Origin of the sequence: Mesorhizobium sp. BR1-1-4 (assembly GCF_020165375.1) — a bacterium.
Taxonomy (GTDB): domain Bacteria; phylum Pseudomonadota; class Alphaproteobacteria; order Rhizobiales; family Rhizobiaceae; genus Mesorhizobium; species Mesorhizobium australicum.
In genome coordinates, this window is record NZ_JAIUIB010000001.1 from 420511 (window position 1) to 444512 (window position 24002).

The window sequence follows — 24002 nt, forward strand, 5'->3', positions numbered from 1 at the left end:
AGGAGATCGCCATTCTACTGCCAGCCGCGCGCCGCAAAAACAAGCCAGCCCGCTCCGCTAACGGGCCTGGCTATATCGGCGGGCCTACCGCGTCTTGGTGTTCAGCTCGCGATTGGCCGTATAGTCGATGGCGAACGTGTCGGGCGCGAAGCTGACGCCTTCCTTGGTGTTGAAGATCATCACCGTCGTGTCCTTGCCCTGCGCGTCGGTGATCGTCCACTGCCGCAGATCATACGTTTTCGGGTCGAACATCATGGTGATCCGCGCATTGCCGAAAACCGACTTGTCGGAAAGCTGGATGGTGGTGAGGTCGTCTTCTTCCTTGACGCTCTTGACGCGGTTGCCGGAGAGGTCGATGCGGTCGTCGAGCAGCAGTTTCAGCGGCGTCTTCGACAGCGGATAAAGGTCCGACGTGTTCAGTTTCTTGTTGAGTATGGCAACCGATCTGCCGTCGGAAATCACCCGGAAATTCGAAGACCCGTCATAGTTGAAGCGGATCTTGCCCGGCCGTTCCAGGAAGAATTTTCCGCCGGTCTGCTCGCCCTTGGGGCCGAACTGGACGAATTCGCCGCTCATCGATTTGACCGCCGAGAAATGGTCGGCGATCTTCTGTGCCGCCGCGGGCACGGCCGCCTGCGCCGAGGCCAGCAACTCGAATCCGGGCACCACGTTGAGTGCGGCGGCACCCGCGAATACCAGGCCCAGGCCAACCAATTGGCGGCGTGTCGGGGCAAAATCGCTGAGCGCTGAAAGATCGTTTTTCATATCGGTCACTCTCGTCCGGTTCCTGATTTGGTCGCTGTCGTGAACCCCCAGTTGGGCTGAAGTTTGGCGAGGCGATCGCTGCTCAGTCGGTGAACGCGCCAGAAGGTTCAAAGTTGCCGCGAACTCTGCGCTATCAGAACTTGTCGTCTTCTGTCGGCACCAGGATTTCGCGTTTTCCGGCATGGTTGGCCGGGCCGACAATGCCTTCCTTTTCCATCTTCTCGATAATCGAGGCGGCTCTGTTATAGCCGATGCCCAGACGCCGCTGGATGTAGCTGGTCGAGGCCTTGCCGTCGCGCAGCACCACCGAAACCGCCTGATCGTAAGGGTCGTCGGAATCCTCGAAATTGCCACCGCCGCCGCCGCCGCCCGAACCGCCCTTGCCGGACGACTCGTCGTCGTCCTCGCCGTCGTCCTCGGTGATGGCGTCGAGATATTCCGGCACGCCCTGCAGCTTCAGGTGCCCGACGATCTTCTCGACCTCGTCATCGGAGACGAACGGCCCGTGCACGCGCTGGATGCGGCCGCCGCCGGCCATGTAGAGCATGTCGCCCATGCCGAGCAGCTGCTCGGCGCCCTGCTCGCCCAGAATGGTGCGGCTGTCGATCTTGGACGTCACCTGGAAGGAGATGCGGGTCGGGAAATTGGCCTTGATGGTGCCGGTGATGACGTCGACCGAGGGACGTTGCGTGGCCATGATGACGTGGATGCCGGCGGCACGCGCCATCTGCGCCAGGCGCTGGACGGCTCCTTCGATGTCCTTGCCGGCGACCATCATCAGGTCGGCCATTTCGTCGATGATGACGACGATATAGGGCATCGGCTCGAGATCGAGATCCTCGGTCTCGTAGATCGCCTCGCCTGTCTGGCGGTCGAAGCCGGTCTGCACGGTGCGCGAGATCTTTTCGCCCTTCTTCTCGGCCTGCTGCACGCGTGCGTTGAAGCCGTCGATGTTGCGCACGCCGACCTTGGACATCTTGCGGTAGCGGTCCTCCATCTCGCGCACGGTCCATTTCAGCGCCACCACCGCCTTCTTCGGGTCGGTGACCACGGGCGTCAGCAGATGCGGAATGCCGTCATAGACGGAGAGTTCGAGCATTTTCGGATCGATCATGATCAGCCGGCACTCCTGCGGGGTGAGGCGGTAGAGCAGCGACAGGATCATGGTGTTGATGGCGACCGACTTGCCCGAACCGGTGGTGCCGGCGACCAGCACGTGCGGCATCTTGGCGATGTCGACGATGACGGCTTCGCCATTGATGGTCTTGCCCAGCGCCAGCGCCAGCTTGGCCTTGGTCGTCTCGAAGTCGCGGCTGGCCATGATCTCGCGGAGGTAAACCGTTTCGCGCTTGGCGTTGGGCAGTTCGATGCCGATGGCGTTGCGGCCCGGCACCACGGCGACGCGGCAGGCGATCGCGCTCATCGAACGGGCGATGTCGTCGGAAAGGCCGATGACGCGCGACGACTTGATGCCCGGTGCGGGTTCGAGTTCGTAAAGGGTGACGACCGGACCAGGGCGAACGGCAATGATCTCGCCCTTGACGCCGAAATCCTCCAGCACGCCTTCGAGCAGGCGCGCGTTCTGTTCCAGCGCGTCCTTGGAAAGACTTGGGTCGCGCGCGACATTCTTCGGTTCGGACAGGAAATGCAGCGACGGCATTTCGAACGTGTCGGAGCCGATCAGCGAGGTTTGCGCCTCGCGCTGGACGCGGGCGCCCGGCACGGGTCGCGCCGCCGGCGCCTCCACCCGGGTGGCGGCATCGGAACGGAACTGCTGGACCTTGGCCGTGGGAGCACGCCGCTGCGCGACGGACTCGTCATCGAAATCCATATCCGCGTCGTCGCGGCTGAAGACATCGTCGTCGTCCGGGTCGACGGAGACGCTGCGGTCGTTGACCATGGCGGCGAAGAATTCCGGTTCGACACGGGCGCGGCCGTCATGGCTCATGCGCTGCTCGGCGTACTCGGCCGACTCGACGCGTTCGGCGGCGCGGCGCCAGGCGCTGGCGCGCGGCTCCATCTCAGGTTCGAACTCGTCGCGCTCCTGCCTGCGGCGCACCGCGCGGCGATGCATCCACGCGCGGAAAGAAAGCCACCAATGGGTGATTGCGCCGAGCGCCAGTATGCCCTCGTCGCCCTCGTCCTCGTCATTGTCGAACAGAAGCTCGTCCTCGCGCGGGTCCGCGGCGGCCGGCTCTTCCATCACGGCGAAGCCGTTCTTGCGCCCGAGCAGCGCCGCGCCATGGGCGAACAGCCAGAGCGCGGGCGCAGCCAGCACTATGGCGAGCACGCTGGCCACCAGCCCGGTCGGATAGCCGCCGATGAGGACACCGGGGATCTTGAGCACCATGTCGCCGAAGACGCCGCCGAGGCCGGTGGGCAGCGGCCAGGTCTTGGGCGGAACGATGCAGCCGGCGATGGCGGCGGCGAGCAGCGCGAAACCGAACCAGAACAGCCCGCGCCTGGGCAGCCGGTCGACGCCGCGCGCCGAAAACAGGAGGTATCCCCAGATCACTGCCGGAACCAGCGCGGCGACCGCGGCAAGGCCGAAGAACTGCATGGCGAGGTCGGAGAACACCGCGCCGGCATAGCCCATGGCGTTGGTGACGATGTTGGCGGTGGCATGCGAGAAGCTTGGATCGGCGACGTTCCAGGTCGCGAGGCTGGCGACGGCGAAGGCCGTGAACGCGAACAGGCCGGTGCCGATCAGCCGGCCGACCTGGCGCCGCGCGAATGCCTGGATGCCGTGCCCCGTATCGGTCAGCGCGAGCGGTGCTGAAGCCCCTGAACGCATGCTCTTCCCCGTCAGTGATTGCCTGGCCGCAGCGCATGACGCACTCCGGCAGATTCGGATGCCAGACTAGGCGTGGGAAGGTTAAGGGCGCATTAACTATAAGACCGTGGGGGCCGTCCTTTTGGCACCGACATCTACCAGTGATCGCACCATAAGAAAAATGGCGGGCGCCCTGGCCCGCCATCCATTCGTTGGGCCGAGCAGCGTGCTACTTGCTGGCGCCGCCGAGCATCTTCACATTGGCGCAGAACTCGGCGTGCGGCTTGCTCATCGCCGCGTCCTGGCATTCCTTCATCATGGCGTCCTGCTTCTCCTTCGGCATGGCCATGAAAGCTGCCTTGAATTCCTCCATCGGCTTCATGGTCTTCATGCTGGAATCGGTGAAGAACGGCGCCATGTTGTCCGGCTCGTCCAGTGCGCCGGCAAATGCAAAGCCGCTGACCATGGAAAGTGCGAGTGCCCCGAGGCAGATATTCTTGAGGTTCATGAGAAAATTCCTTCCCTGTTTCAAAATCACGAGCGTCAGAACGACGATCGCCTCCTGAGTTCGGCGACAGAGCGGTCGATGTTTCCTCGAAAAGCTTCTTCACGCGAACGTGATTGCGCGGACTCGGACGAAGCGAGAACGAATTTGCAAAAAAAGAGGCCCGGAGCGATCCGGGCCTCAAGGCGTGACCTCCTTGCGGGAGCATCACGACGGGATGCTTTCAAAGCAATTCCAGCAGAAGGGATTCGCGGTTTTCCCTCCGGAATTGCGCGGCAAACATGGGGCCGGCGGGAGGAGGGTTCCGCCGGCCCGTTGGCAAGGATGCCTTACGGCACCACTTCGCCATGCTGGGAGATGTCGAGGCCTTCGACTTCTTCCTGGGTCGTCGGACGCAGGCCGACCAGCGCCTTGACGACGTAAAGGATGACGAAGGTGGCAACCGCCGTCCAGACAATGGTGACGGCGACACCGTAGATCTGCTTGCCGAGAGAAGCGCCCGACGAGAGGCTGTTGATCGCCGGGTCGGCAAGCACGCCGGTCAGCAGGGCGCCGACCACGCCGCCGACGCCATGCACGCCGAAGGCATCGAGCGAGTCGTCATAGCCGAACATGTGCTTCACCTTGACCGCCGAGAGGTAGCAGACGACGCCGGCGACGATCCCGACGATGAAGGCGCCGGTCGGGTTGACGAAACCGGAAGCCGGCGTCACCGCGACGAGGCCCGCGACGGCGCCCGAGATGATGCCGAGCACGGAAGGCTTCTTGGCGATGATCCATTCGGCGAACATCCAGGCCAGTGCCGCGGCGGCGGTGGCAACCTGGGTGTTGAGCATGGCGGCACCGGCAAGGCCGTCGGCCGCCAGTTCCGAACCGGCGTTGAAGCCGAACCAGCCGACCCACAGCAGCGATGCGCCGATGACCGAATAGACGAGGTTGTGCGGCGCCATGTTGGTGGTGCCATAGCCTTCGCGCTTGCCGAGAACCAGTGCACAGACGAGGCCCGCGACACCGGCATTGATGTGAACGACCGTGCCGCCGGCGAAGTCGAGCACGCCAGCCGTACCGAGGAAGCCGCCACCCCAGACCCAATGCGCGATCGGCACATAGACGATCAGCAGCCACAGTGCCATGAAGATCAGCAGTGCCGAGAACTTGAAGCGTTCGGCGAAGGCGCCGGCAATCAGCGCCGGCGTGATGATGGCGAAGGTCATCTGAAACGTCGAGAAGACGAATTCAGGGATGTTGGCCACACCGGGCAGCCACAGGCTGGCGGTGGTGATGCCGTGGTGGAAGAATTTCGAGGTGCCGCCGAGATAGGCATTCATGCCGCCGCCGTCGGAAAAGGCCAGCGAATAGCCGAACATGAACCATAGCACCGTCACCAGGCAGGTGATGGCGAAACTCTGCATGACGGTGGCGAGCACGTTCTTCTTGCGCACCATGCCGCCGTAGAACAGCGCCAGGCCCGGGATGGTCATCATCAGCACCAGCGCCGTGGAGGTCAGCATCCAGGCGGTGTTGCCGGTATCGAGCACCGGGGTGGGCGCGGCGGCAGGTGCCGCGGCAGCGGCAGCGGGTGCGGCTTCCTGCGCGAAGGCGGCGACGCTGCCCAGCGCTGCGAGAGCGAGCGTGCCCAGAAGGGCCGCCCGTCCCGTCGTCTTCAAGGTGGAAGGAATATTCATTGAACTCTCCATTGGAATACGTGTTCGCCGCTCAGAGCGCGTCGCTGTCTGTTTCGCCGGTGCGGATGCGCACCGCCTGGTCGATGCCGAAAACGAAGATCTTGCCGTCGCCGATCTGGCCGGTCTTGGCCGCGGCGGTGATGGCTTCGACGGCCTTGTCGACCATGTCGGCCGCGACCGCGACCTCGATCTTGATCTTCGGCAGGAAAGAGACCGCGTATTCCGCCCCCCGATAGATTTCCGTATGCCCCTTCTGACGCCCGTAGCCTTTGACTTCGGTGACGGTCAGGCCCTGGATGCCGACGGCGGTAAGCGCTTCGCGTACCTCGTCCAGCTTGAACGGCTTGATGATTGCCATCACGATTTTCATAAGGTTCACCCTTTGCTGTTGCGGTGCCCCGCGTTTGCACGACTTCACCGATCCCAAAGAGCCGGAGAGTGCCCCCCAAGGATTCAAGCTCCGTGCCAAGTGCCGAAGCAGGGCGTTAACCTATTGGAAACAAAGGGAATGGAGCGCCCGCCGCCAATTGCTGTATGCATGTGCGGCACGCCGCATGCTCAAAATTTAAGCAATTTTGTGAAATTGCCTAATTTGCCGGCTTTGAGCATGATCAGGAAAAGTGGAATCGGCTTTCGCAAAGAATCTTGCTCAAACAAGACTCGCGAATGCTCAACGCTTGAGCCGGATCAACCCTTCCTGTGCCATCGAGGCGATCAGCGTGCCGTCACGGGCATAGAGCGTGCCGCGGCTGAAACCGCGCGATCCCGAACTCGAGGGGCTGTCCTGCGCATAAAGCAGCCAGCCGTCGAGCGAATGCGGCCGATGGAACCACATCGAATGGTCGAGGCTGGCGGCCTGGATGTCGGGATCGAACAGGCCGCGCCCATGGGCGAAGGTCGAGGTGTCGAGCAGCGTCATATCGGAGAGGTAGGCGAGCAGCACCGACTGCAGCGCGCGGTCGTCGGGAACCGGCCCGGCAAGGCGGATCCAGACGTTCTGCCGGGGCGGCAGCTTGTCGCGGCTTTCATAGTGCTGGAGGTTGACCGGCCGCAACTCCAGCGGCCGCTCGCGCGCCCAGAAACGGCGAACCGCCTCCGGCACCCGGTCGGCCGTTTCGAGCAGCTGGCGCTGCGTCTTCAGCCCTTCCGGCGGCGGCACGTCGTCAGGTAGCGCGAACTGGTGCTCGAGCCCCTTCTCGTCGACCTGGAACGAGGCTTCCAGCGAAAAGATCGCCTGTCCGTGCTGGATTGCCAGCACCCTCCGCGTGGTGAAGGAACCGCCGTCGCGGATGCGATCGACCTCGTAGATGATCGGCACCTTGATGTCGCCCGGGCGCATGAAATAGCCATGCAGCGAATGCACGAAACGGTCGGGCTCCACCGTTCGCTGCGCCGCCACCAGCGCCTGCGCGATGGTCTGGCCGCCGAACACGCGCTGCCACTCCACCTGGGGGCTGCGACCACGATACAGATTGTGTTCCAGCTTCTCGAGGTCGAGAATGCGCAGAAGCTCGTCGATCGCCGCCGTCATGTTTTGTGACCTCGCCGCAAAATTGCTATGGCGGTTTCCGACAGGAAGAACGAGCCGTCAAGGGCGCAAGCCCCGTAGCCGCGCAAGGAGCCAAGACAATGGAACGCAAGGCGGACGCCAAGGCCAGATCCGGGATCGATGTTCTCGTCGCGGGTGCCGGCTATGTCGGCCTGGCCGCCGCGGTCTCGCTGAAACAGGCTCGCCCGGGCCTCGCCGTGGCGCTGGTCGACGCGGCGCCCGCCGGTTCCTGGCAAAGGGATGGCCGCGCTTCCGCCATCGCCGCGGCGGCCTGCCGCATGCTCGACCAGCTCGGCGTCTGGGCCGAGATCGCGCCGAAGGCGCAGGCGATCACTGAGATGATCATCACCGATTCACGCAGCGCCGATCCGGTGCGCCCGGTCTTCCTGACCTTCGGCGGCGAGGTGGCGCCGGGTGAGCCTTTCGCGCATATGGTCGCCAACAGGGCGTTGAACGGCGCCTTGCGGGCCAAAGCCGAACAGCTCGGCATCGACATCATCGAAGGCGTGGCGGTGCAAGGTTTTGAGACCAATGGAGCCGGCATGTCAGTGCATCTGGCGGACGGCGCCACGTTGGCGGCGCGGCTGCTGGTCGCCGCCGACGGCGTCAATTCGAAGCTGCGTGACATGGCTGGCATCAAGACGGTGAAGTGGGACTATGGCCAATCGGGCATCGTCTGCACCGTGGCGCATGAACGCCCGCACAATGGCCGCGCCGAAGAGCATTTCCTGCCCGCCGGCCCGTTCGCCACGCTGCCGCTGATACCCGACGAGGACGGCACCAACCGCTCTTCGATCGTCTGGGTCGAACGGGCGGAAGATGCGAAAACGCTCGTCGAAGGCGACGATCTCGTCTTCGAACACGAACTTGAACAACGTTTTGGGCTGAAACTTGGAGAAATCCGCGTCGCCGACAAGCCGCGCGCCTGGCCGCTTGGTCTCACCATCGCGCGCGCCTTCGTGGCACCGCGCATCGCGCTTGCCGGCGATGCCGCCCACGGCATCCATCCGATCGCCGGCCAGGGGCTCAATCTCGGCTTCAAGGATGTGGCCGCCCTTGCCGAGGTGATCGTCGAGGCCGACCGGCTCGGCCAGGACATCGGCGCGCTCGACGTGCTGGAACGCTATCAGCAATGGCGCCGTTTCGACACGGTGCAGATGGGCATCACGACCGATGTGCTGAACCGGCTGTTTTCCAACGACATCACCCCGCTGCGCACCGTCCGCGACATCGGCCTCGGTCTCGTCGAGCGTATACCGCGGCTGAAGGAGTTCTTCATCCGCCAGGCATCGGGACTATCCGCGGGCACGCCGCGCCTGCTGAAGGGCGAGGCGATCTGATCGTCTCGCTGACTTGACGTCGCGGCCTGTGGGCTGCGCCGCGTCGCTTCGCTCCTTGCTCCGCCATGGGATGAGGATGCAGCGGGAGTTTCGCGCCAATCGCCGAGGCCGGCGATCTCAGTTCACTTCAAAACCAAGCTTCTGGCGCAGCCGCAGCATGCGCTGGTCGGGTATCTTCAGGCTCTGCTCTCCGCCCTGAGCCACCCGGTTCAGCATTTGCAGCAGATCGTCCCGTTCGTTCGGGTCGAGGCGTTCGCGCAGGAAGGGCGCCAGCTTGTCGATGACGATGGTGGTGTCGTCTATCTGGGTCGCGGCCCACCTGGCATAGACAACCGCCTCGTCGGTCTTCTTCGGCCCGGCTGCGATCTGCGAAATCACCTCGCGAATGACGGCCTCGCGCCGCGGCAGAACAGGGCCATCTTCCGAAACGATCGCGGTGATCAGCGTCGCTGCCGCCACCACCGGATCATCGATCGCCGTCAGCGGCGAAAGCGCGGCCTGCTTGCGCAGCTTCTTGCGCCTGATGTTGCCTTGAACGCGCCCGACGACTTCGGCGACCTCGCGCGCGGCGTCGTTCATTGCCTTCATCCGGTACCACCACAATGCCGCCGCTCCGAGCACGCCAAGGACAGCAATCAGGAAAGGCATGTCCAAATCCCCCAAAGTCTTGGGCGACGATAGGAGAACTCGTGGCTTGCTTCAACACGCAAGAACTGGGCCGCGGCAAGACGGGACATTCACTCAACCGAACGCCCAGGTTTCCAAGGGAGCGCAACGCATGACAGGGAATTATGACCCCGGCACGTTGTAGATCGCGCGCACCTCGATCGTGCCGATTTCGGCCAGCGGAATCTCGCCGGCGATGTCCAGCGCCTCGTCGAGATCCTTCGCTTCGATCATGACGAACCCGAGCAACTGCTCCTTCGTTTCTGCGAACGGGCCGTCGGTGATCAGCTGCTTGCCCTTGCGCCGCCGTACGGTCTTCGACGTCTTCACCGATTGCAGTGCCTGCGCGATGATCAGCTTGCCTTGTTGATCCAATGACCTGTCATAGGCCAGCGAGTCGGCATCGAGCTTGGCGGCACCCTCGGCGGTCAGCGCATGGAGGTCTTTTTCCTCACCATAGACCAGGCAGACATATTTCATTTCGAGCTCCCTTCTTGTGACAAACCATAGGCTGCGGCGACAACCATGTCAGCCTTGCCCGCGACCGTTGCCGCATGGTCGAGAAGGCATGCCGCGACCGTGATGATGGCAAGCGCCGCCAGCAGCCTGCCGAGGCCGGACGCCGGCGGGTCCAGCCAGAAGTCCTCCTGTCGCTCAGGCCCGTGGCCCGGCCTCTTCCACAGCGCGAAAAACAGATTGTCCATGTCAACCTCCATCCGGCCACAAATCCCGTGGCCGCCCGCAGGACGGCCGGCCCGCATGGAGGCCGACATTTTTGCATGGTATTTTTTTAGGCCGAAATGGCCGTCACCGTGCCGTGGTCCAAACAGCGCAGTGGTCTTCGCCCACGTGCGCGCTATAGTTGGCCGGACGCTGGCTCACCCAGGACAAGTTCACGACAACCCAGGAGGACTTCATGGACCGCACCGCAAACGCCGTCTGGAAAGGCAATTTGAAAGAGGGCAAGGGCACGCTCGACACGCAGAGCGGGACCCTGAAGGGTACGCCCTATTCGTTCAAGGCGCGCTTCGAGGACGAAAGCGGCAAATCCGGCACCAATCCGGAAGAACTGATCGCGGCCGCCCATGCCGGCTGCTACGCCATGCAGCTCTCGCATTTCCTCGCCGAAAACGGCACGCCGGCGCAAGAACTCGACGCCAAGGCCGTGGTCACGCTGGTTCCCGGCACCGGCATCACCGGCAGCGCCATCACCCTGGTCGGCAAAGTGCCCGGCATCGATGCGGCGAAGTTCAAGGAATTGGCCGAGAAGGCCAAGGCCGAATGCCCGGTCTCTCAAGCGCTTGGCGCGATCAAGGTTTCGCTCGACGCCAGGCTTGGCTGAAGGGCTTGGCCTGAAGTGACAAACGCCGGCTCCAGGGCCGGCGTTTCTGCATCGGAGATTGGCGAAAGTGGTCGCAGCATCCAATCTCCCCTCAAGGGACTCTCGTGGGGTCTCGGATTGGCGGCCTCAACCGCCCAGCGCATCAAGCCGGGCGCGAAGGGCCGCGACTTCCTGCTCCAGCGCCTCCAACCTCGCTTCCAGATCGGAGGCAGGCGCGGCCGGCGCACTGCGCTGAGCCGAGAGGGCGGCAGCATCCACCGGACCGGCGAGCAGATGCACGTAGCGGTCCTCGCGCTGGCCCGGCCCGCGTGGGATTTCCTGGACCAATGGCGGCCGGCGGCCGATCAGCATGTCGAGTTCCCCGCGCAGGTCTTCGATCGATGAAAACCGCGCCATGCGCTCAGCTCGCGCCAGGAGTTCATGTGCCGTCTGTGGTCCGCGCAGCAAGAGCAGACCGAGCAACGCGGTCTGCGGCGTGGTCAGCGAGAAACGCTGCGCCATCTGATGTTCGTAGCGCTCGACGCGCGAACCGAACATCTGCCGCACAAGTCCCTTCTGCTCAAGCAGCTTCAGCGCCCTGTGCACCTCCGTCTGTTCCAGCGCCATGACAGGCTCGCGCGCCGTCTTCTGGTTGGCCGCGGCAAGTGCCGCGTTGAGCGTCAGCGGATAGACGTCCGGCGTCAGCTCCTTCTTCTCGATCAGGCAGCCGAGCACGCGGGCTTCGGCGGGAGAGAGGATGGGAAGGTCTTCGCTCATTGGATTGGTTATTTTCTACCGATTCTTGGACAGCATGATTTTGACAGACATCCGAGAAGCGCGACAGAGCAGAACTCTTGTCTCGGCGATCGCCTTGATCGGGTTGAGGCCTCGGCCAGGTAGGCGCTATCTAGCGGCGAACAAACGCAGGCGCGCATTAACGCGACTCAGCCTCGGACGCCACGGCGGTCCGTGTCGGTTTCAACTGCCAGAATGACCTGACGAGCACATCCTCGGCATAGATAGCGTCATCGAACTGGTCCTGTCCAAGTGCCCGGCTCAGCGTCGGTCGATCCCCAAGCAGCGAAACGCCAAGGGCAGCCTGGTCATTCGAGAGCGGCACCCCCAGCGCGTCAAGAATGGTGGGAAATATGTCAATCGTGCCCGCAAGCCCGGTATAGGTTTTGGAAGGAATGCCATCGCCCGACAGCGAGAAGAAGTTGCGGCGTTCATAATTGTTCAAGCGATCCGTTACCGTGCTCGGCGCGCTGAGGTGGTCGCTTTGCAAGGCCAGGACAGTGTTCCTCATCAGACCCGCGGCTTCGGCTTTGTGAATGAAGTCCGCGATGAGCATGTTCGTGCATTTCACGGCATGGAGAATGTTGGGGGTCTGCGGAGGAAGTCCCGTCTTGCCGATGCATTTGTCGGTCAGGTAGCCGTCCATCGCATGCCCGCCGCTGACGGCGATCGTGAGCGAGAACGGTTTGCCGTCCCGCTGCACTCGGCGCAAGACGCCGAAGCTCATATCCAGAACTTCGGCGTCGTCGGCGCCAAAAGCGTTGCCGCGCCCCGCGATGGCGGCCACCACTTCGGATCCCCCAAAAAGCGATGAGTAGCCATGGGTGGAATAGAATGTGCCCTGACCGGTGAAGTTGAGCGGCCAACCGGTAATAAAGTTCTGCTGATAGCCCCGCGCCTTCAGAACGTCGCCCAGGCAGGTCAGTCCTGGCAGGAATTGCGAATTCTCCTCCAGGTACTGGCGCGTCGTGAAGAACGATATCAGCAGCGGCGTTCCACAGTTCGCAGCGACCATCCCTGAGATGGAGTTGTTGGTATAGGCAAGTTGCACCATGTTGATCGCCGAAACGCCACGCCTGTCGAATTCGAGCAGCGGACCCATGACGTCGCCGAACTCCGCCTCGTTCATGTAGGTGCGCTCGGCGCTCTCAATGAAAATATGAATGAGGTTCTTTGGCGCGGCGGTCGCCGACGCTGTTTCAGCCGGCTTTGTCAAAGAAGTGACATCGACGAACTGCTTGGACAGGAAATCATGCAGCGGGTTGGGATGGATCGCTGCCGCGATCGGACGTGTCAGCATCGGGTTTGCCGCCAGGAAGAATGCCATCAAGGCAACGTCCAATCCTCTTGTCAGCGTGCCGCGCGCCTTCAGTGCGCCAAGACCGAAAAGACCGGCGGCAATGATCAGGATCGTGCTTCCAGTATTCATCAAATACTCAAGAACGACACTGGGGGTGAGAACTCCGGCGTCGACATGCATGAACATCGCTGCCCAATCGAAATAGCCGAAAACATTTTCGAGGTAGACATAGACAAGGAAGAAAAAGCACGGAACGAGCGATAAATAGGCTCTGAACCACCCGCTTCCTGGCTGATCCGTCCTTGCCCCCTGGAGGCGATCCAGCAAGACAAGCGCGATCAAAGCCACTAGGCCGACGACCAGGATCAGCCTCTTCTCCTGAAAATAGACCTGCGAGGTGAGCCAGGTGAGCGATCCCACCGTCGCGGCGCTAACCAACGGTCCTATTGGCCAGTAACGAACCGCAGGAAATCCACTCATACTCTGTACTCGAGCGACGACTTCCGAAGTATCTATCGAGAATCTCTTAACGCTATACTAAGGTAACGTCACGTCATAGTGTATAGATGACAGCTGATTAATGAGGTTTCTCTAATGTAAGTCGTCCCGAAAATCACCTCGGTTTTGGGCAAGCAACGTGTATGAAAACAATGATGGGCGCGCCACATATCCAGGCCGTGCCGTGGCGCCTGGTAGCCGCTTCGACGGCGCTGAGGGATCCTTGATCTCAGCGCATTGTTGGTGAGGATGGCCGCCGTGTATTTCAGGCGAGTACCGATTCTCGATCAGCCGGCCGGCTTGTCCTCCGCCGAACCTAAACCCTTCTCTCCACCATCATCTTCTTGATCTCGGCGATCGCCTTCGCGGGATTGAGCCCCTTCGGGCAGGTCTGCGCGCAGTTCATGATGGTGTGGCAGCGATAGAGCCGGAACGGGTCTTCGAGATTGTCGAGCCGTTCCCCCTTGGCCTCGTCGCGGCTGTCGATCAGCCAGCGATAGGCCTGCAGCAGCGTCGCCGGGCCGAGATAGCGGTCGCCGTTCCACCAGTAGCTCGGGCACGAGGTCGAGCAGCAGGCGCACAATATGCACTCGTAAAGCCCGTCGAGCTTTTCGCGGTCCTCGTGGCTCTGCAGCCATTCCTTGGCCGGCGTTGGCGACACCGTCTTCAGCCATGGCTCGATGGAGGCGTGCTGGGCGTAGAAATTGGTAAGATCGGGCACCAGATCCTTGATCACGGGCATATGCGGAAGCGGATAGATCTTGATCGCGCCCGATATGTCGTCGCAGCCCTTGGTGCAGGCGAGCGTGTTCGAGCCGTCGATGTTCATGGCGCAGGAACCGCAAATGCCTTCGCGGCAGGAGCGGCGCAAGGTCAGTGTCGGGTCGATCTTGTTCTTGATCCACAGCAGCGCGTCGAGCACCATCGGCCCGCAATCGTCCATATCGACGAAGTAGGTGTCCATGCGCGGGTTCTCGTCGTCGTCCGGCGACCAGCGATAGATGCGGTATTCCCTGAGATTGGTGGCACCCTCCGGCTTCGGCCAGGTCTTGCCCTGCTGGACCTTCGAGTTCTTTGGGAGCGTGAGTTCGACCATTACCTCAGGTCCTTTCGGATGACGAGCTTCAGCCCGGACCAGATTTCGTTCACGGCGGCGACCTTGACGTCGACAAGGTCGAGCTTGAGCGCTTCAGCACGGACAACGCCCTCGGTGACGTCGGTGGCCACTTTCGAGGCCTTCTTTGGCCAGGAGACCCAGACCATGCCGTCGCGCTTGATCGCCGCCTCGAGTGCGCCGAGGCGCTCCTCGATCTCGGCGCGCTGTCTGGTGAAGGCGTGGACGGCGTCGTATTTCAACACCACGCCCGAAATGTCGGACCATTCGGCCAAGCGGTCGGCCTCGGCGAAATCGACGGCCTCGGCGAGGTCCGTGAGTTCCGGCGGCAGGGCGATGAAGGCAGCCATCATCCCATCCTTCAGGCCGAGCTTGGCCGGAAGGGACGTACCGGAATATCCCGCCGCCGTCGCCATCCTCAGTACACCCTGGCCTTCGGCGCTATCTTGGCCAGACTGATGCCGCCGTCCTTTTCGGCCAAAAGCGGCTCGGTGTGCACCGGCCTATAGGTCAGCGTCACCGCGCCGTCCTCGCTGAGATGGGCGAGCGTATGCTTGCGCCAGTTGGCGTCGTCGCGGGCGGAAAAATCTTCCCGAGCATGCGCGCCTCGGCTCTCCTTGCGCGCCTCGGCGCCGTAGACGGTGGTGATGGCGTTGGCCATCAGGTTTTCCAGTTCCAGAGTCTCGACCAGGTCCGAGTTCCAGATCATCGAGCGGTCGAAGACTTTGACATCCTTGAGCTCGGTCCAGATTTCCGAAATACGCTTGCAGCCGTTTTCGAGCGATTCCTGCGTGCGGAACACCGCGGCGTCTTCCTGCATCGCCTTTTGCATCTTTTCACGAAGGACAGCCGTCGGCGTCGAGCCGTTGGCGTGGCGGAGCCGGTCGAAGCGATCCATGATCTTGTCGACCGAAGCCTGGTTGGGCGACGGGATCGCCGCCTTGCGGTCGATGACCTGGCCAGCTCGGATCGCCGCGGCGCGGCCGAACACCACCAGGTCGATCAGCGAGTTCGAGCCAAGCCGGTTGGCGCCGTGCACGGAAGCGCAACCGGCCTCGCCGACCGCCATCAGGCCGGGCGAGACCCGGTCGGGGTTGTCCGCGGTTGGATTGAGCACCTCGCCCCAGTAATTGGTCGGCACGCCGCCCATATTGTAGTGCACCGTCGGCAGCACCGGGATCGGCTCCTTGGTCAGGTCGACGCCGGCGAAGATTTTCGCCGACTCCGAAATGCCTGGAAGCCTTTCGTGCAAGACCGCCGGATCGAGATGATCGAGGTGCAGGAAGATGTGGTCCTTGGCCTTGCCGACGCCGCGGCCTTCGCGAATTTCCAGCGTCATGCAGCGCGAAACGACATCGCGCGAGGCGAGGTCCTTGGCCGACGGTGCGTAGCGCTCCATGAAGCGTTCGCCCTCGGAGTTGACGAGATAGCCGCCCTCGCCGCGCGCGCCCTCGGTAATCAGGCAGCCGGCGCCATAGATTCCGGTCGGGTGAAACTGCACGAACTCCATGTCCTGCAACGGGAACCCCGCCCGCGCCGCCATGCCGCCACCGTCGCCGGTGCAAGTGTGCGCCGAGGTCGCCGAAAAATAGGCGCGTCCATAGCCGCCGGTCGCCAGCACCACCATCTTGGCCGAGAAGCGGTGGATGGTGCCGTCGTCCAGATTCCACGCCACGACGCCGGTGCAGGTGCCGTCCGGTTCCATGATCAGATCGAGCGCGAAATACTCGATGAAGAACTGCGCGTTGTTCTTCAGCGACTGGCCGTAGAGCGTGTGCAGGATGGCATGGCCGGTGCGGTCGGCGGCCGCACAGGTGCGCTGCACCGGCGGCCCGTCGCCATAGTTCATCATGTGGCCGCCGAACGGCCGCTGGTAGATCTTGCCCTCTTCGGTGCGCGAGAACGGCACGCCGTAATGTTCGAGTTCGTAAACGGCGGCCGGGGCTTCGCGCACCAGATATTCCATGGCGTCGACGTCGCCCAGCCAGTCCGAGCCCTTGACGGTGTCGTACATGTGCCACTGCCAGGAATCCGGGCCCATGTTGGACAGCGACGCGGCGATGCCGCCTTGCGCGGCAACCGTGTGCGAGCGGGTCGGGAACACCTTGGTGATGCAGGCGGTGCGCAGGCCCTGTTCGGCCATGCCAAGCGTGGCGCGCAGCCCGGCGCCGCCGGCGCCGACGACGACCACGTCGAACTTGTGATCGACAAAGGTGTAGCCTGCCGCGTTGGCTGATTTCGTGTCCTGGGCCAAGACTTCAGCCTCCGAATGCCAGTTTCAGCAGGGCGAAGAGCGAAGCGACGCCGACTGCTATGGTGAAGAATGTGTTGAGGGCGATCAGCGCCAGCTTCATGCCTTCGCCATGCACATAGTCCTCGATGATCACCTGCATGCCGATCCGCATATGATAGAGCGGCGAGATGAGCACCAGGGCCATCACCAGCGCCACGAACGGGTTGGCGAGCGCTGCCCGCACCTGTGCATAGCCGGCGCCGTTGAGCGCGATCAGGAACCCAGTGAAAAACAGGATCAGCGGGATGTTGGCGATCGCCGTCAATCGCTGGCGCCAGAAATGCCCGGTGCCTTCGCGGGCAGAGCCCAGGCCGCGCACCCTGGCCAGCGGGGTGCGCATGTCGGTGTTCTTCGCACTCATCACAAGGCTCCCCGCGCCATGGTGCCGGCGACCCAGATCAGCAGCGTGAGCAGAACCGAGCCGGCAAGCGTCGCCCAGGCGATCTTCGAGGCCGTGTGTTTTTCCAGCCCGGCGCCGGTGTCCCAGATCAGATGGCGGACACCGCCCAGCATGTGATGCATCAGCGCCCAGGTATAGCCGAACAGGATCAGCCGCCCGAGCCAGGTGCCGAAGGCCCAGTTCACCCAATCGAAAGCCGGCTGCGAGGATGCCGCCGCCATCAGCCAGACGGCAACCAGCAGCGTGCCGAAGTAAAGCGCGCCCCCGGTGATGCGATGGATAATCGACATCGTCATGGTGATCGGCGGCCGGTACACGCTCAGGTGCGGCGAAAGCGGCCTTTCGCGTCTGGCTTGGGTGGCTGGTGATTTGCTCATGGCTGCCCCAGTTCGGCGTCTGCCGCCTCAGGTGGAAATGCGGCAATGCCGCTTCCGGTTGCGACTTCGGACAGCCGGTTTCTAATGCTCTTTTTGCACCGCGTCAAAGCCAGAAAACCGTTTCGAAAACGTAATTTAGTCTGACTAAAAGCCCGGATGCGGCTTCAATCGATTAGCGGGCGAACGGCCGAAGCCGGCTCGATATCGCTGCAGTGCAGCATGTCTGGCTAGGGGCGCTGCCGTGTCGAGATTTGGCTCACCGGGTGCAGGTCTGCGGCGTCGAGCCCCTCTTCATCACCAGCGCCTCGCGTCCGTCGATCACGATTGCGTCATGCGTGACCGCCTGGTAGCGGCTGCTCTGGTTTGCCGGTGACGCCGCGAACTCCTCGGTGGCGCCTTCCTGGCCGACCACGCGCAGCGACGTGCCGAGGTTCTGAATGGTGATCATGCCGCCATTGCCGCATCTGTAGGTGGCCGTGCCCGTGGTGAAGCGCGGGGCGGTGAGGTCGGTGGTGATCTTGGTCGATGGTCGCGCGGACTGTGGCTGGACGGGAGCAGCAGGCGCCACCACGGGTATCGCTGTGTTGGCGGCCTTGGGCGCGCCGTCCTCCGGCACACAGGCGCCGGCCGCCAGAAGCAGCGGAATAGCGAACGACATCCGAAGCGTTCGGTCAAACATCATGTGCTGCCCCCTCATGGCCGGGCACGCTAGCCACGCGGCGCGCCAAGATCAAGTTCACCCCGGATTAGACCGGCCATGTCGATCCATTGGGACGTCGCGGCGACCGCGAAATTAACCATGTTCATTAAGAAACGGCCGTTGGACCGCTCCTCCCCTTAACAAAGGTTAAGAAAGGGTTAATTTCCGATTCGGACCAGATCGGGGCGCGATCTCTCTCGCGCCGACAAAGGGAGAGCGACATGCGTTCTAAATCAGTGCTCGCCAAATCAGTGCGGACAAGCCTCGCGGCCCTCACGCTGGCAGCGCTTGCCGTCACGGTGGCCGCGCCGGCCGAAGCCGGCTTGCGCCATCATGACCGCGTCTACGCCGATTCGTTCGGCAATCTCGTCATCGACAGCGCAGCCGGCTACAAGCGCATCATCGTCGGCGAAGGCAAGCTGGCCAGGCAATTGTCCGACTACACCAGCGCCGGCCAGCCCAAGGTGATCTACCAGAACGAATCCGACGACATATCGGGCGAAGGCGACTGCTATCGCCCGCCGGTGTTCGTCAAGGGCCGCTCCTATATGTACGGCCTGTCCGACGGCGAAATGCCTGAGCTCAGCCCCTGCCGTTGATGCGGGCCTGGCCGATTTTGAACACGGCCAGCCCATCGGCCGGCCCGGTGGAGACACGCACGCAGTCGCGCCCGGCATTCTTTGCCAGGTAGAGCGCTTCATCCGCGCGCCGCATCAGGTCGGAAAACCCCTCGCTCACGTGGAGCTCGGCAATGCCGAAGCTCGACGTGCAGCGGTTGTCGGCCGGCAACCCGCTGATGGGCAATGCGCCGAACGCGTGGCGGGTGCCTTCCGCGAACAGCCGGGCGGCTGCAAGGTTGGCGCCTGTCAGGATAACGGCGAACTCCTCGCCGCCGATGCGGCCAACCACGTGATGGTCCTCGGCCGCTTCTCGCAGCAGACCGGCAAAGGCCTCGATCACCCGGTCGCCGGACGCATGGCCGAAGCTGTCGTTGACGGACTTGAAATGATCGAGATCGGCAATGACCATCGCCACCGGCACGCCCAGGCGCGTGGCGTCGTGTACGGCCAGCTCCGCATGACGCGTGAAGCCGCCACGGTTGAGCAGGCCCGACAGCGTGTCCACCTCCGACTTCGACGTCACTTCGGCAAGCACATCGCGAACGAGAATGCCCAGCGTCAGCAGCGCCAGTGCCAGGGCAAAGACAGTGCCCAGCGACTGCGACACAAGCGCGTAGCTGCTTTGCAGATAGGCCTGCGGATTGGCGCCCCAGCCGCCGAGCGCATGCGCGATGAACGGCTTTGAGGCAAACTGCAGGCCGCTGGCCGCCAGCACCGCCATCAGGATCAGATCGAGGCGACCGCGGCTTTGCCTAGACGCCCAGACGATGCCAAGGCCAACGAACTGCATGGCGGCGTAGGGAAGCTGGTAGGCCATGATGCGGGTGAGCGACTGGCGCGGCAGATCCTGCACGAAATAGACCGCGATGGTGGTTGCGGCCAGGAAGAACAGCATCGGCGTCCATGGCGGCGCCACGCCATATTTGCGGGCAAGTCCGCCGTTGAAGGCAATGGTGGCGCCGAGGAAAACGGCAAAGGCCGTAACCACAGGAAGCCGCGCATCGTTGAAGGCCGGAATGCTGAATTCGATCGCTGAATAGACCACGCCCAGGACATAAGCGGACGCCATCCAGCGCGCCGGCGCGCGGCCGGCATCATGGAACGAGACAGCCATGAAGGATACCGCCAGCAGGCTGGCAACCGCCAGATTGATCAACAGGATGAAGTTGGCGCCGCTCATCTATCCTCAAACCCCCTCCGACAGCTAAACATCGACGGGCGAAAAAGACGTTAACGCGAAGCGCGGACGCGGCGGTCAGCTGGCCCTGAGCGGCTCAGGCACGAACACCGTCTCCGGTCGCTCGTAGGAGAGGCGCACGCTGTTGCGACCATTTTTCTTAGCCTTGTAAAGCGCCTCGTCGGCCCGTCGCATCAACGGTTCCAGCGTCTCGTCGCCGCTGCGGGCCGCCACGCCGAAGCTGGCGGTAACCTTGGTGCCGGCGGGAAGCCCGTCGACGCCGCCGGCCGAATAGAGTGTGCGCACCGCCTCGGCGAAGAGCCGCGCCGCGGCGAGATCGGTCAGCGGCAAAAGCACGGCGAATTCCTCGCCGCCGATGCGCCCCGCGGCACCTCGCGCTCCCGTGGCCGAGCGCAGCTTCCCGGCGAAATCCGCGATCACGCGGTCGCCGGCGGCATGCCCGTGCATATCGTTGAGCGCCTTGAAATGGTCGAGGTCCGCCAGCACCAGCGCCACCGGGAATTTGGCCACGGCGCAACGCTGCAGCAGCATGGCGGCCCGCTCCTCGAAACCCCGGCGGTTGAGCAGCCCCGAAAGCGGATCGGTGTGGGTTTCCGTCTTAAGCGCCTTCATCACGTCGAGCGCGGCGGCGGTGAAGAGGCAAAGCGCGATCAGCAGCGACAGCAGCGCGTGCGACAGCAGCGCCGTCGTCCAGTAGGACGAGCCGTAGAAGCCGTCATAACCGGCGAAGGGCCCGTGCGCGATGACGACCGCCAGGGTGCGCACGAAGAAATTGACGCTGGACAGCAGCGACAGCACGAACAGGATCTTTTCCGTCGGGCCGTTGTTGCGCACCGGGCGCAGTTCGGCGGCGACGAGCAGGCTGACGCCGCCGAAACCGAAATTCATCGCCAGGATGCGCCAGGTGAGATCCGGGGTGACGAACAGGAACCACGCGAATGCCGCAAGGCCGCCGCCCGCCAGCACGGCGATCCCGACGCCGGGCACCTTCCGGCCGTAGCGGGCGATGATGGCGCCGGACAGGCAGCAGGCGGCGATGGTGAAGCAGATGTTCGACACCAGCTTGGTCAGCGTCACACCGATGGGCAAGGTGAAATATTGGAACAGGAAGCCGGGCGCCGAGACGCAGTAGCTGAGCGCCAGCACCGCCAGATAGGGGCGATGGCGCTGATGGAACCACAGCATGAGGAAGGCCGCGCCGAGCGCCAGCGCGATCGTCGGGTTGAGCAACGCAATGAACAGGCCGGTGTCCAAAGGACTGTGACTTCCCCTCTGTTGACGTCGCGGAAGACCTTAGAGGGCAAGCCCAAACAAGCCGTTAAGCCTGGGCTGTCGGCGCCGTATGTTTGCGGGAACCCGGTGCTGTCGGAAGCGTTCCTGAATTCACAATCCAGGAGCAGGCCATGGCCGACACGATCACATTGACCGACCACGATGCAATCCGTTCATGGGCTGCCGGGCGTGCCGGCTTTCCCGCGATCGTCGACATATCGCCAGAGGCTGGGACGCAGCCCATGCTTAGGCTGGTCTTCGGCCAGCACGCCTATCAGGATCAGGACCAGCCGGAACGGCCCGTCAACGCCGGCGGCTATGAGCTTGTCGAATGGGACGAGTGGTTCAAGCTCTTCGACGAAGAGCAGCTGGCGCTCGTGGTCGCGGCGGACGAACCTGGGCGCCGCGAGGAATTCCATGAACTCATCCGGCGCGACAGGAAGGCTTGACCCAAGCCCTGCAAAGGCTCGGGTCAACTCCAGCCTGGCTTATTTCCAGTCCCGAATGTCGACGAAGTGGCCGGCAATCGCCGCGGCGGCCGCCATGGCCGGCGACACAAGGTGGGTGCGGCCCTTGAAGCCCTGGCGGCCTTCGAAATTGCGGTTCGAGGTCGAGGCGCAGCGCTCATGCGGCTTCAGCCGGTCGTCGTTCATGGCCAGGCACATCGAACAGCCCGGCTCGCGCCAGTCGAACCCGGCGGCGCGGAAGATCTTGTCCAGCCCCTCGGCTTCGGCCTGCTCCTTGACCAGGCCGGAGCCCGGCACGATCATGGCATCGACATGCGGGCTGACTGTCTTGCCCTCGACCACCTTGGCGACGGCGCGCAGATCCTCGATGCGGCCGTTGGTGCAGGAGCCGATGAAGACGCGGTCGAGCGTGATGTCGGTGATCTTCGTCCCCGGCGTCAGGCCCATATAGTCGAGCGCGCGCAGCTTGGAGGTGCGCTTGTTCTCGTCGGTGATGTCTTCCGGGTTCGGCACGATGCCCTGCACGGAGACGACGTCCTCGGGCGAGGAGCCCCAGGAGACGATCGGCGGCAGCTTGGCCGCGTCGAGCACGATCACCTTGTCGAAATGCGCGCCTTCGTCGGTCTGCAGCGTCTTCCAGTATTCGAGGGCCGCGTCCCAGGCAGCGCCCTTCGGCGCGCGCGGCTTGTCCTTGACATAGGCGAAGGTGGTCTCGTCGGCCGCGATCAGGCCGGCGCGCGCGCCGCCCTCGATCGACATGTTGCAGATTGTCATGCGGCCTTCCATCGACAGCGCACGGATCGCCTCGCCGGCATATTCGATGACATAGCCGGTGCCGCCGGCGGTGCCGATCTCGCCGATGATGGCAAGGATGATGTCCTTGGCGGTGACGCCTTCCGGCAGCTGGCCGTCGACGCGCACCAGCATGTTCTTGGCCTTGCGCTGGATCAGCGTCTGCGTCGCCAGCACGTGCTCGACCTCGGAGGTGCCGATGCCGTGCGCCAGCGCGCCGAAAGCACCATGGGTGGAGGTGTGGCTGTCGCCGCAGACGATGGTCATGCCGGGCAAGGTAAAGCCCTGCTCGGGGCCGATGATGTGGACGATGCCCTGGCGGATATCGTTCTCCGAATAATATTCGACGCCGAAATCCCTGGCGTTCCTGGCCAGCGCTTCGACCTGGATGCGGCTTTCCTCGTTCTTGATGCCGAACTTGCGCTCGGGCGAGGTCGAGACGTTGTGGTCGACCACGGCCAGCGTCTTTTCCGGATGACGGACTTTCCGGCCGCTCATGCGCAGGCCTTCGAAGGCCTGTGGGCTGGTCACCTCATGGACGAGGTGGCGGTCGATGTAGAGCAGGCAGGTGCCGTCGTCCTGGCGGTCGACGACATGGTCGTCGAAAATCTTGTCGTAGAGGGTGCGCGGTGCGCTCATGTGCGTAAATCCGTCGATATGAGAATGGGAAAGAGCTGATGCCGCAAGCCCGCGGCCGGCCGGCAGGGATCAGCGAAGTCGGCTGGTCAGGGCGCCGGACACGCGCGCGGAAAAGCGCGACGGCAGGCGTTTTCTGTCCTGCAGCACGAACCCCTTGTAGGCCGGATCGCTGAAAAGCTTTTCCATGGCGGGCTAGATAGCAATGTTTTGGCTTTTCGGCAATTGCGGCGTGGCGCCAGCACTTCTCCCTCGGCTTACATCACCTCGAACACAAAAGTCTTCACCAGTGCGTCGGGCTCGGCGATGGCGTAACAGCGAAACCACGGGCTTGCCTCAACCGCCCGCCATTTCGCTGCCTGTTCCAATTCGTCGAACACGGCCTGAAAACCGCCGCTGTCGAACACCTGGTCGCGCACGGTGAAGATGGCGTGGCCGCCCTTTTTCGTGATGCGCACCAGTTCGTGCAGGCCGGTGGCCGGCGCGTGGCTGATGGTGAACACACCGGTGGAGAAGAAGGCGCGGAAATACCCGTCCGGCCATGGCAGCGGCCCGCCCAGCATTGCCTGCTTCAGCTCGCTGTAGGCTCTGCGGCTGCCGGCGATCTTGAGCATGTCGTCCGACAGGTCGAGTCCGGCAATGTCGCTATAGCCGAGCGCCTTCAGCGACGGTCCCGACAGGCCCGTGCCGCAGCCGGCGTCGAGCAGCGGCCCTTCTCCCGCAGGCACGTGGCGGGTAACCCAGGCGGTGATCAGGAACGGCAGGAGATACCCGAGCGAGGCGGTTTCGCCATCATAGGTCGCGGCCCATGCGGCATAGGCCCGCGCCAGCGTTTCGGGCGTATCGGCCGTGTAGACCGAATCCAGCGCCGCATTGGCCTTGTCGATGTTCACTGGCAGCTCCTCCTCCGGCAAGCACCGAGCGTAACGCTGTCCC

At 63.4% G+C, this 24002-nt stretch carries 25 protein-coding genes; 4 read left to right on the forward strand and 21 right to left on the reverse strand.

The features are described 5' to 3' along the window. Positions 1-84 precede the first annotated feature (84 nt). The 6 genes from LB571_RS02105 to tesB form a co-directional block, all read right to left on the reverse strand. Positions 85-765, reverse strand: coding sequence for an outer-membrane lipoprotein carrier protein LolA (locus LB571_RS02105; RefSeq protein ID WP_224592220.1), 681 nt, complete (start codon positions 763-765; stop codon positions 85-87). Between the two features lie 133 nt (positions 766-898). Beyond that, positions 899-3559 (reverse strand): DNA translocase FtsK, encoded by a 2661-nt coding sequence (locus tag LB571_RS02110; protein ID WP_224591948.1) that lies wholly within the window; start codon positions 3557-3559, stop codon positions 899-901. Positions 3560-3767: 208 nt separating this feature from the next. Further along, positions 3768-4046: a hypothetical protein gene (locus LB571_RS02115; RefSeq protein WP_015315051.1), complete on the reverse strand. Its 279-nt coding sequence runs from the start codon at positions 4044-4046 to the stop codon at positions 3768-3770. Positions 4047-4372: 326 nt separating this feature from the next. Next, the gene (locus LB571_RS02120) at positions 4373-5728 is read right to left on the reverse strand and encodes an ammonium transporter (protein WP_224591950.1); all 1356 of its coding nucleotides are present in this window, start codon (positions 5726-5728) and stop codon (positions 4373-4375) included. Between the two features lie 31 nt (positions 5729-5759). After that, positions 5760-6098, reverse strand: a complete 339-nt coding sequence (locus tag LB571_RS02125) for a P-II family nitrogen regulator (protein ID WP_015315049.1) — start codon at positions 6096-6098, stop codon at positions 5760-5762. A 300-nt stretch (positions 6099-6398) separates the two neighbouring features. Beyond that, positions 6399-7259: an acyl-CoA thioesterase II gene (gene tesB, locus LB571_RS02130; RefSeq protein WP_015315048.1), complete on the reverse strand. Its 861-nt coding sequence runs from the start codon at positions 7257-7259 to the stop codon at positions 6399-6401. Between the two features lie 98 nt (positions 7260-7357). On the opposite strand from tesB, the gene LB571_RS02135 reads away from it, so the two are divergent. Then, positions 7358-8617, forward strand: a complete 1260-nt coding sequence (locus LB571_RS02135) for a ubiquinone biosynthesis hydroxylase (RefSeq protein ID WP_224591952.1) — start codon at positions 7358-7360, stop codon at positions 8615-8617. Between the two features lie 117 nt (positions 8618-8734). Here LB571_RS02135 and LB571_RS02140 read toward each other — a convergent pair whose 3' ends face one another. From LB571_RS02140 to LB571_RS02150, 3 genes are all read right to left on the reverse strand, one after another. After that, positions 8735-9265 carry a hypothetical protein gene (locus tag LB571_RS02140; RefSeq protein WP_224591955.1) on the reverse strand — a complete coding sequence of 177 codons (531 nt, stop codon included), beginning with the start codon at positions 9263-9265 and terminating at the stop codon, positions 8735-8737. Positions 9266-9406: 141 nt separating this feature from the next. Continuing rightward, positions 9407-9763 (reverse strand): YciI family protein, encoded by a 357-nt coding sequence (locus tag LB571_RS02145; protein ID WP_140618362.1) that lies wholly within the window; start codon positions 9761-9763, stop codon positions 9407-9409. Continuing rightward, positions 9760-9987 (reverse strand): hypothetical protein, encoded by a 228-nt coding sequence (locus LB571_RS02150; protein ID WP_224586450.1) that lies wholly within the window; start codon positions 9985-9987, stop codon positions 9760-9762. Before LB571_RS02150 ends, LB571_RS02145 begins: the two co-directional genes overlap by 4 nt. 212 nt (positions 9988-10199) lie before the next feature. Here LB571_RS02150 and LB571_RS02155 point away from each other — a divergent pair, with 212 nt between their 5' ends. Beyond that, on the forward strand, positions 10200-10625 hold the full coding sequence (locus tag LB571_RS02155; RefSeq protein ID WP_023771884.1) for an OsmC family protein: 426 nt from the start codon (positions 10200-10202) through the stop codon (positions 10623-10625). A 126-nt stretch (positions 10626-10751) separates the two neighbouring features. Here LB571_RS02155 and LB571_RS02160 read toward each other — a convergent pair whose 3' ends face one another. The 8 genes from LB571_RS02160 to LB571_RS02195 form a co-directional block, all read right to left on the reverse strand. Further along, a complete protein-coding gene (locus LB571_RS02160; protein WP_140874585.1) occupies positions 10752-11381 on the reverse strand; it encodes a YceH family protein in 630 nt (209 codons plus the stop codon). Between the two features lie 157 nt (positions 11382-11538). Beyond that, positions 11539-13119, reverse strand: coding sequence for a sulfatase-like hydrolase/transferase (locus LB571_RS02165; RefSeq protein ID WP_224591958.1), 1581 nt, complete (start codon positions 13117-13119; stop codon positions 11539-11541). A 394-nt stretch (positions 13120-13513) separates the two neighbouring features. Further along, entirely contained in the window at positions 13514-14293 is a 780-nt protein-coding gene (locus LB571_RS02170) for a succinate dehydrogenase iron-sulfur subunit (RefSeq protein WP_140618356.1), read from the reverse strand. Next, positions 14293-14727 (reverse strand): DUF3052 domain-containing protein, encoded by a 435-nt coding sequence (locus LB571_RS02175; RefSeq protein WP_224591961.1) that lies wholly within the window; start codon positions 14725-14727, stop codon positions 14293-14295. Before LB571_RS02175 ends, LB571_RS02170 begins: the two co-directional genes overlap by 1 nt. Before the next feature lie 2 nt (positions 14728-14729). Further along, on the reverse strand, positions 14730-16565 hold the full coding sequence (gene sdhA, locus LB571_RS02180; RefSeq protein ID WP_015315038.1) for a succinate dehydrogenase flavoprotein subunit: 1836 nt from the start codon (positions 16563-16565) through the stop codon (positions 14730-14732). 4 nt (positions 16566-16569) lie between these two features. Further along, positions 16570-16965 carry a succinate dehydrogenase, hydrophobic membrane anchor protein gene (gene sdhD / locus LB571_RS02185; protein WP_023771889.1) on the reverse strand — a complete coding sequence of 132 codons (396 nt, stop codon included), beginning with the start codon at positions 16963-16965 and terminating at the stop codon, positions 16570-16572. Further along, a complete protein-coding gene (gene sdhC / locus LB571_RS02190; protein WP_140618350.1) occupies positions 16965-17381 on the reverse strand; it encodes a succinate dehydrogenase, cytochrome b556 subunit in 417 nt (138 codons plus the stop codon). The genes sdhD and sdhC overlap by 1 nt, the downstream gene beginning before the upstream one ends. A 256-nt stretch (positions 17382-17637) precedes the next feature. Next, positions 17638-18063, reverse strand: a complete 426-nt coding sequence (locus LB571_RS02195; RefSeq protein ID WP_224591964.1) for a hypothetical protein — start codon at positions 18061-18063, stop codon at positions 17638-17640. Positions 18064-18302: 239 nt separating this feature from the next. On the opposite strand from LB571_RS02195, the gene LB571_RS02200 reads away from it, so the two are divergent. Next, complete coding sequence (locus tag LB571_RS02200) at positions 18303-18680, forward strand: hypothetical protein (protein WP_263484392.1); 378 nt, start codon at positions 18303-18305, stop codon at positions 18678-18680. On the opposite strand, the gene LB571_RS02205 is transcribed toward LB571_RS02200, so the two are convergent. After that, positions 18664-19881, reverse strand: a complete 1218-nt coding sequence (locus LB571_RS02205) for a sensor domain-containing diguanylate cyclase (protein WP_224591966.1) — start codon at positions 19879-19881, stop codon at positions 18664-18666. The genes LB571_RS02200 and LB571_RS02205 overlap by 17 nt on opposite strands. Positions 19882-19956: 75 nt before the next feature. Next, on the reverse strand, positions 19957-21153 hold the full coding sequence (locus LB571_RS02210; RefSeq protein ID WP_140874576.1) for a sensor domain-containing diguanylate cyclase: 1197 nt from the start codon (positions 21151-21153) through the stop codon (positions 19957-19959). Positions 21154-21302: 149 nt separating this feature from the next. Between LB571_RS02210 and LB571_RS02215 the strand changes: the two genes are divergently transcribed. After that, on the forward strand, positions 21303-21620 hold the full coding sequence (locus LB571_RS02215; RefSeq protein ID WP_015315031.1) for a hypothetical protein: 318 nt from the start codon (positions 21303-21305) through the stop codon (positions 21618-21620). A 39-nt stretch (positions 21621-21659) separates the two neighbouring features. Here the strand turns inward: LB571_RS02215 and leuC are convergent, their stop codons facing one another. Both leuC and LB571_RS02225 read right to left on the reverse strand, forming a co-directional pair. Beyond that, positions 21660-23069: a 3-isopropylmalate dehydratase large subunit gene (gene leuC / locus LB571_RS02220; RefSeq protein WP_140618342.1), complete on the reverse strand. Its 1410-nt coding sequence runs from the start codon at positions 23067-23069 to the stop codon at positions 21660-21662. Positions 23070-23323: 254 nt separating this feature from the next. Then, positions 23324-23959 (reverse strand): class I SAM-dependent DNA methyltransferase, encoded by a 636-nt coding sequence (locus LB571_RS02225; protein ID WP_140660460.1) that lies wholly within the window; start codon positions 23957-23959, stop codon positions 23324-23326. Between the last annotated feature and the right edge of the window lie 43 nt (positions 23960-24002).

Excerpts from the sequence above, each read along its gene's own strand:
- LB571_RS02105 (WP_224592220.1), bottom strand. The coding sequence starts at position 765 with ATGAAAAACGATCTTTCAGCGCTCAGCGATTTTGCCCCGACACGCCGC.
- LB571_RS02110 (WP_224591948.1), bottom strand. The coding sequence starts at position 3,559 with ATGCGTTCAGGGGCTTCAGCACCGCTCGCGCTGACCGATACGGGGCAC.
- LB571_RS02115 (WP_015315051.1), bottom strand. The coding sequence starts at position 4,046 with ATGAACCTCAAGAATATCTGCCTCGGGGCACTCGCACTTTCCATGGTC.
- LB571_RS02120 (WP_224591950.1), bottom strand. The coding sequence starts at position 5,728 with ATGAATATTCCTTCCACCTTGAAGACGACGGGACGGGCGGCCCTTCTG.
- LB571_RS02125 (WP_015315049.1), bottom strand. The coding sequence starts at position 6,098 with ATGAAAATCGTGATGGCAATCATCAAGCCGTTCAAGCTGGACGAGGTA.
- tesB (WP_015315048.1), bottom strand. The coding sequence starts at position 7,259 with ATGACGGCGGCGATCGACGAGCTTCTGCGCATTCTCGACCTCGAGAAG.
- LB571_RS02135 (WP_224591952.1), top strand. The coding sequence starts at position 7,358 with ATGGAACGCAAGGCGGACGCCAAGGCCAGATCCGGGATCGATGTTCTC.
- LB571_RS02140 (WP_224591955.1), bottom strand. The coding sequence starts at position 9,265 with ATGCCTTTCCTGATTGCTGTCCTTGGCGTGCTCGGAGCGGCGGCATTG.
- LB571_RS02145 (WP_140618362.1), bottom strand. The coding sequence starts at position 9,763 with ATGAAATATGTCTGCCTGGTCTATGGTGAGGAAAAAGACCTCCATGCG.
- LB571_RS02150 (WP_224586450.1), bottom strand. The coding sequence starts at position 9,987 with ATGGACAATCTGTTTTTCGCGCTGTGGAAGAGGCCGGGCCACGGGCCT.
- LB571_RS02155 (WP_023771884.1), top strand. The coding sequence starts at position 10,200 with ATGGACCGCACCGCAAACGCCGTCTGGAAAGGCAATTTGAAAGAGGGC.
- LB571_RS02160 (WP_140874585.1), bottom strand. The coding sequence starts at position 11,381 with ATGAGCGAAGACCTTCCCATCCTCTCTCCCGCCGAAGCCCGCGTGCTC.
- LB571_RS02170 (WP_140618356.1), bottom strand. The coding sequence starts at position 14,293 with ATGGTCGAACTCACGCTCCCAAAGAACTCGAAGGTCCAGCAGGGCAAG.
- LB571_RS02175 (WP_224591961.1), bottom strand. The coding sequence starts at position 14,727 with ATGGCGACGGCGGCGGGATATTCCGGTACGTCCCTTCCGGCCAAGCTC.
- sdhD (WP_023771889.1), bottom strand. The coding sequence starts at position 16,965 with ATGAGTGCGAAGAACACCGACATGCGCACCCCGCTGGCCAGGGTGCGC.
- sdhC (WP_140618350.1), bottom strand. The coding sequence starts at position 17,381 with ATGAGCAAATCACCAGCCACCCAAGCCAGACGCGAAAGGCCGCTTTCG.
- LB571_RS02195 (WP_224591964.1), bottom strand. The coding sequence starts at position 18,063 with ATGATGTTTGACCGAACGCTTCGGATGTCGTTCGCTATTCCGCTGCTT.
- LB571_RS02200 (WP_263484392.1), top strand. The coding sequence starts at position 18,303 with ATGCGTTCTAAATCAGTGCTCGCCAAATCAGTGCGGACAAGCCTCGCG.
- LB571_RS02205 (WP_224591966.1), bottom strand. The coding sequence starts at position 19,881 with ATGAGCGGCGCCAACTTCATCCTGTTGATCAATCTGGCGGTTGCCAGC.
- LB571_RS02215 (WP_015315031.1), top strand. The coding sequence starts at position 21,303 with ATGGCCGACACGATCACATTGACCGACCACGATGCAATCCGTTCATGG.
- leuC (WP_140618342.1), bottom strand. The coding sequence starts at position 23,069 with ATGAGCGCACCGCGCACCCTCTACGACAAGATTTTCGACGACCATGTC.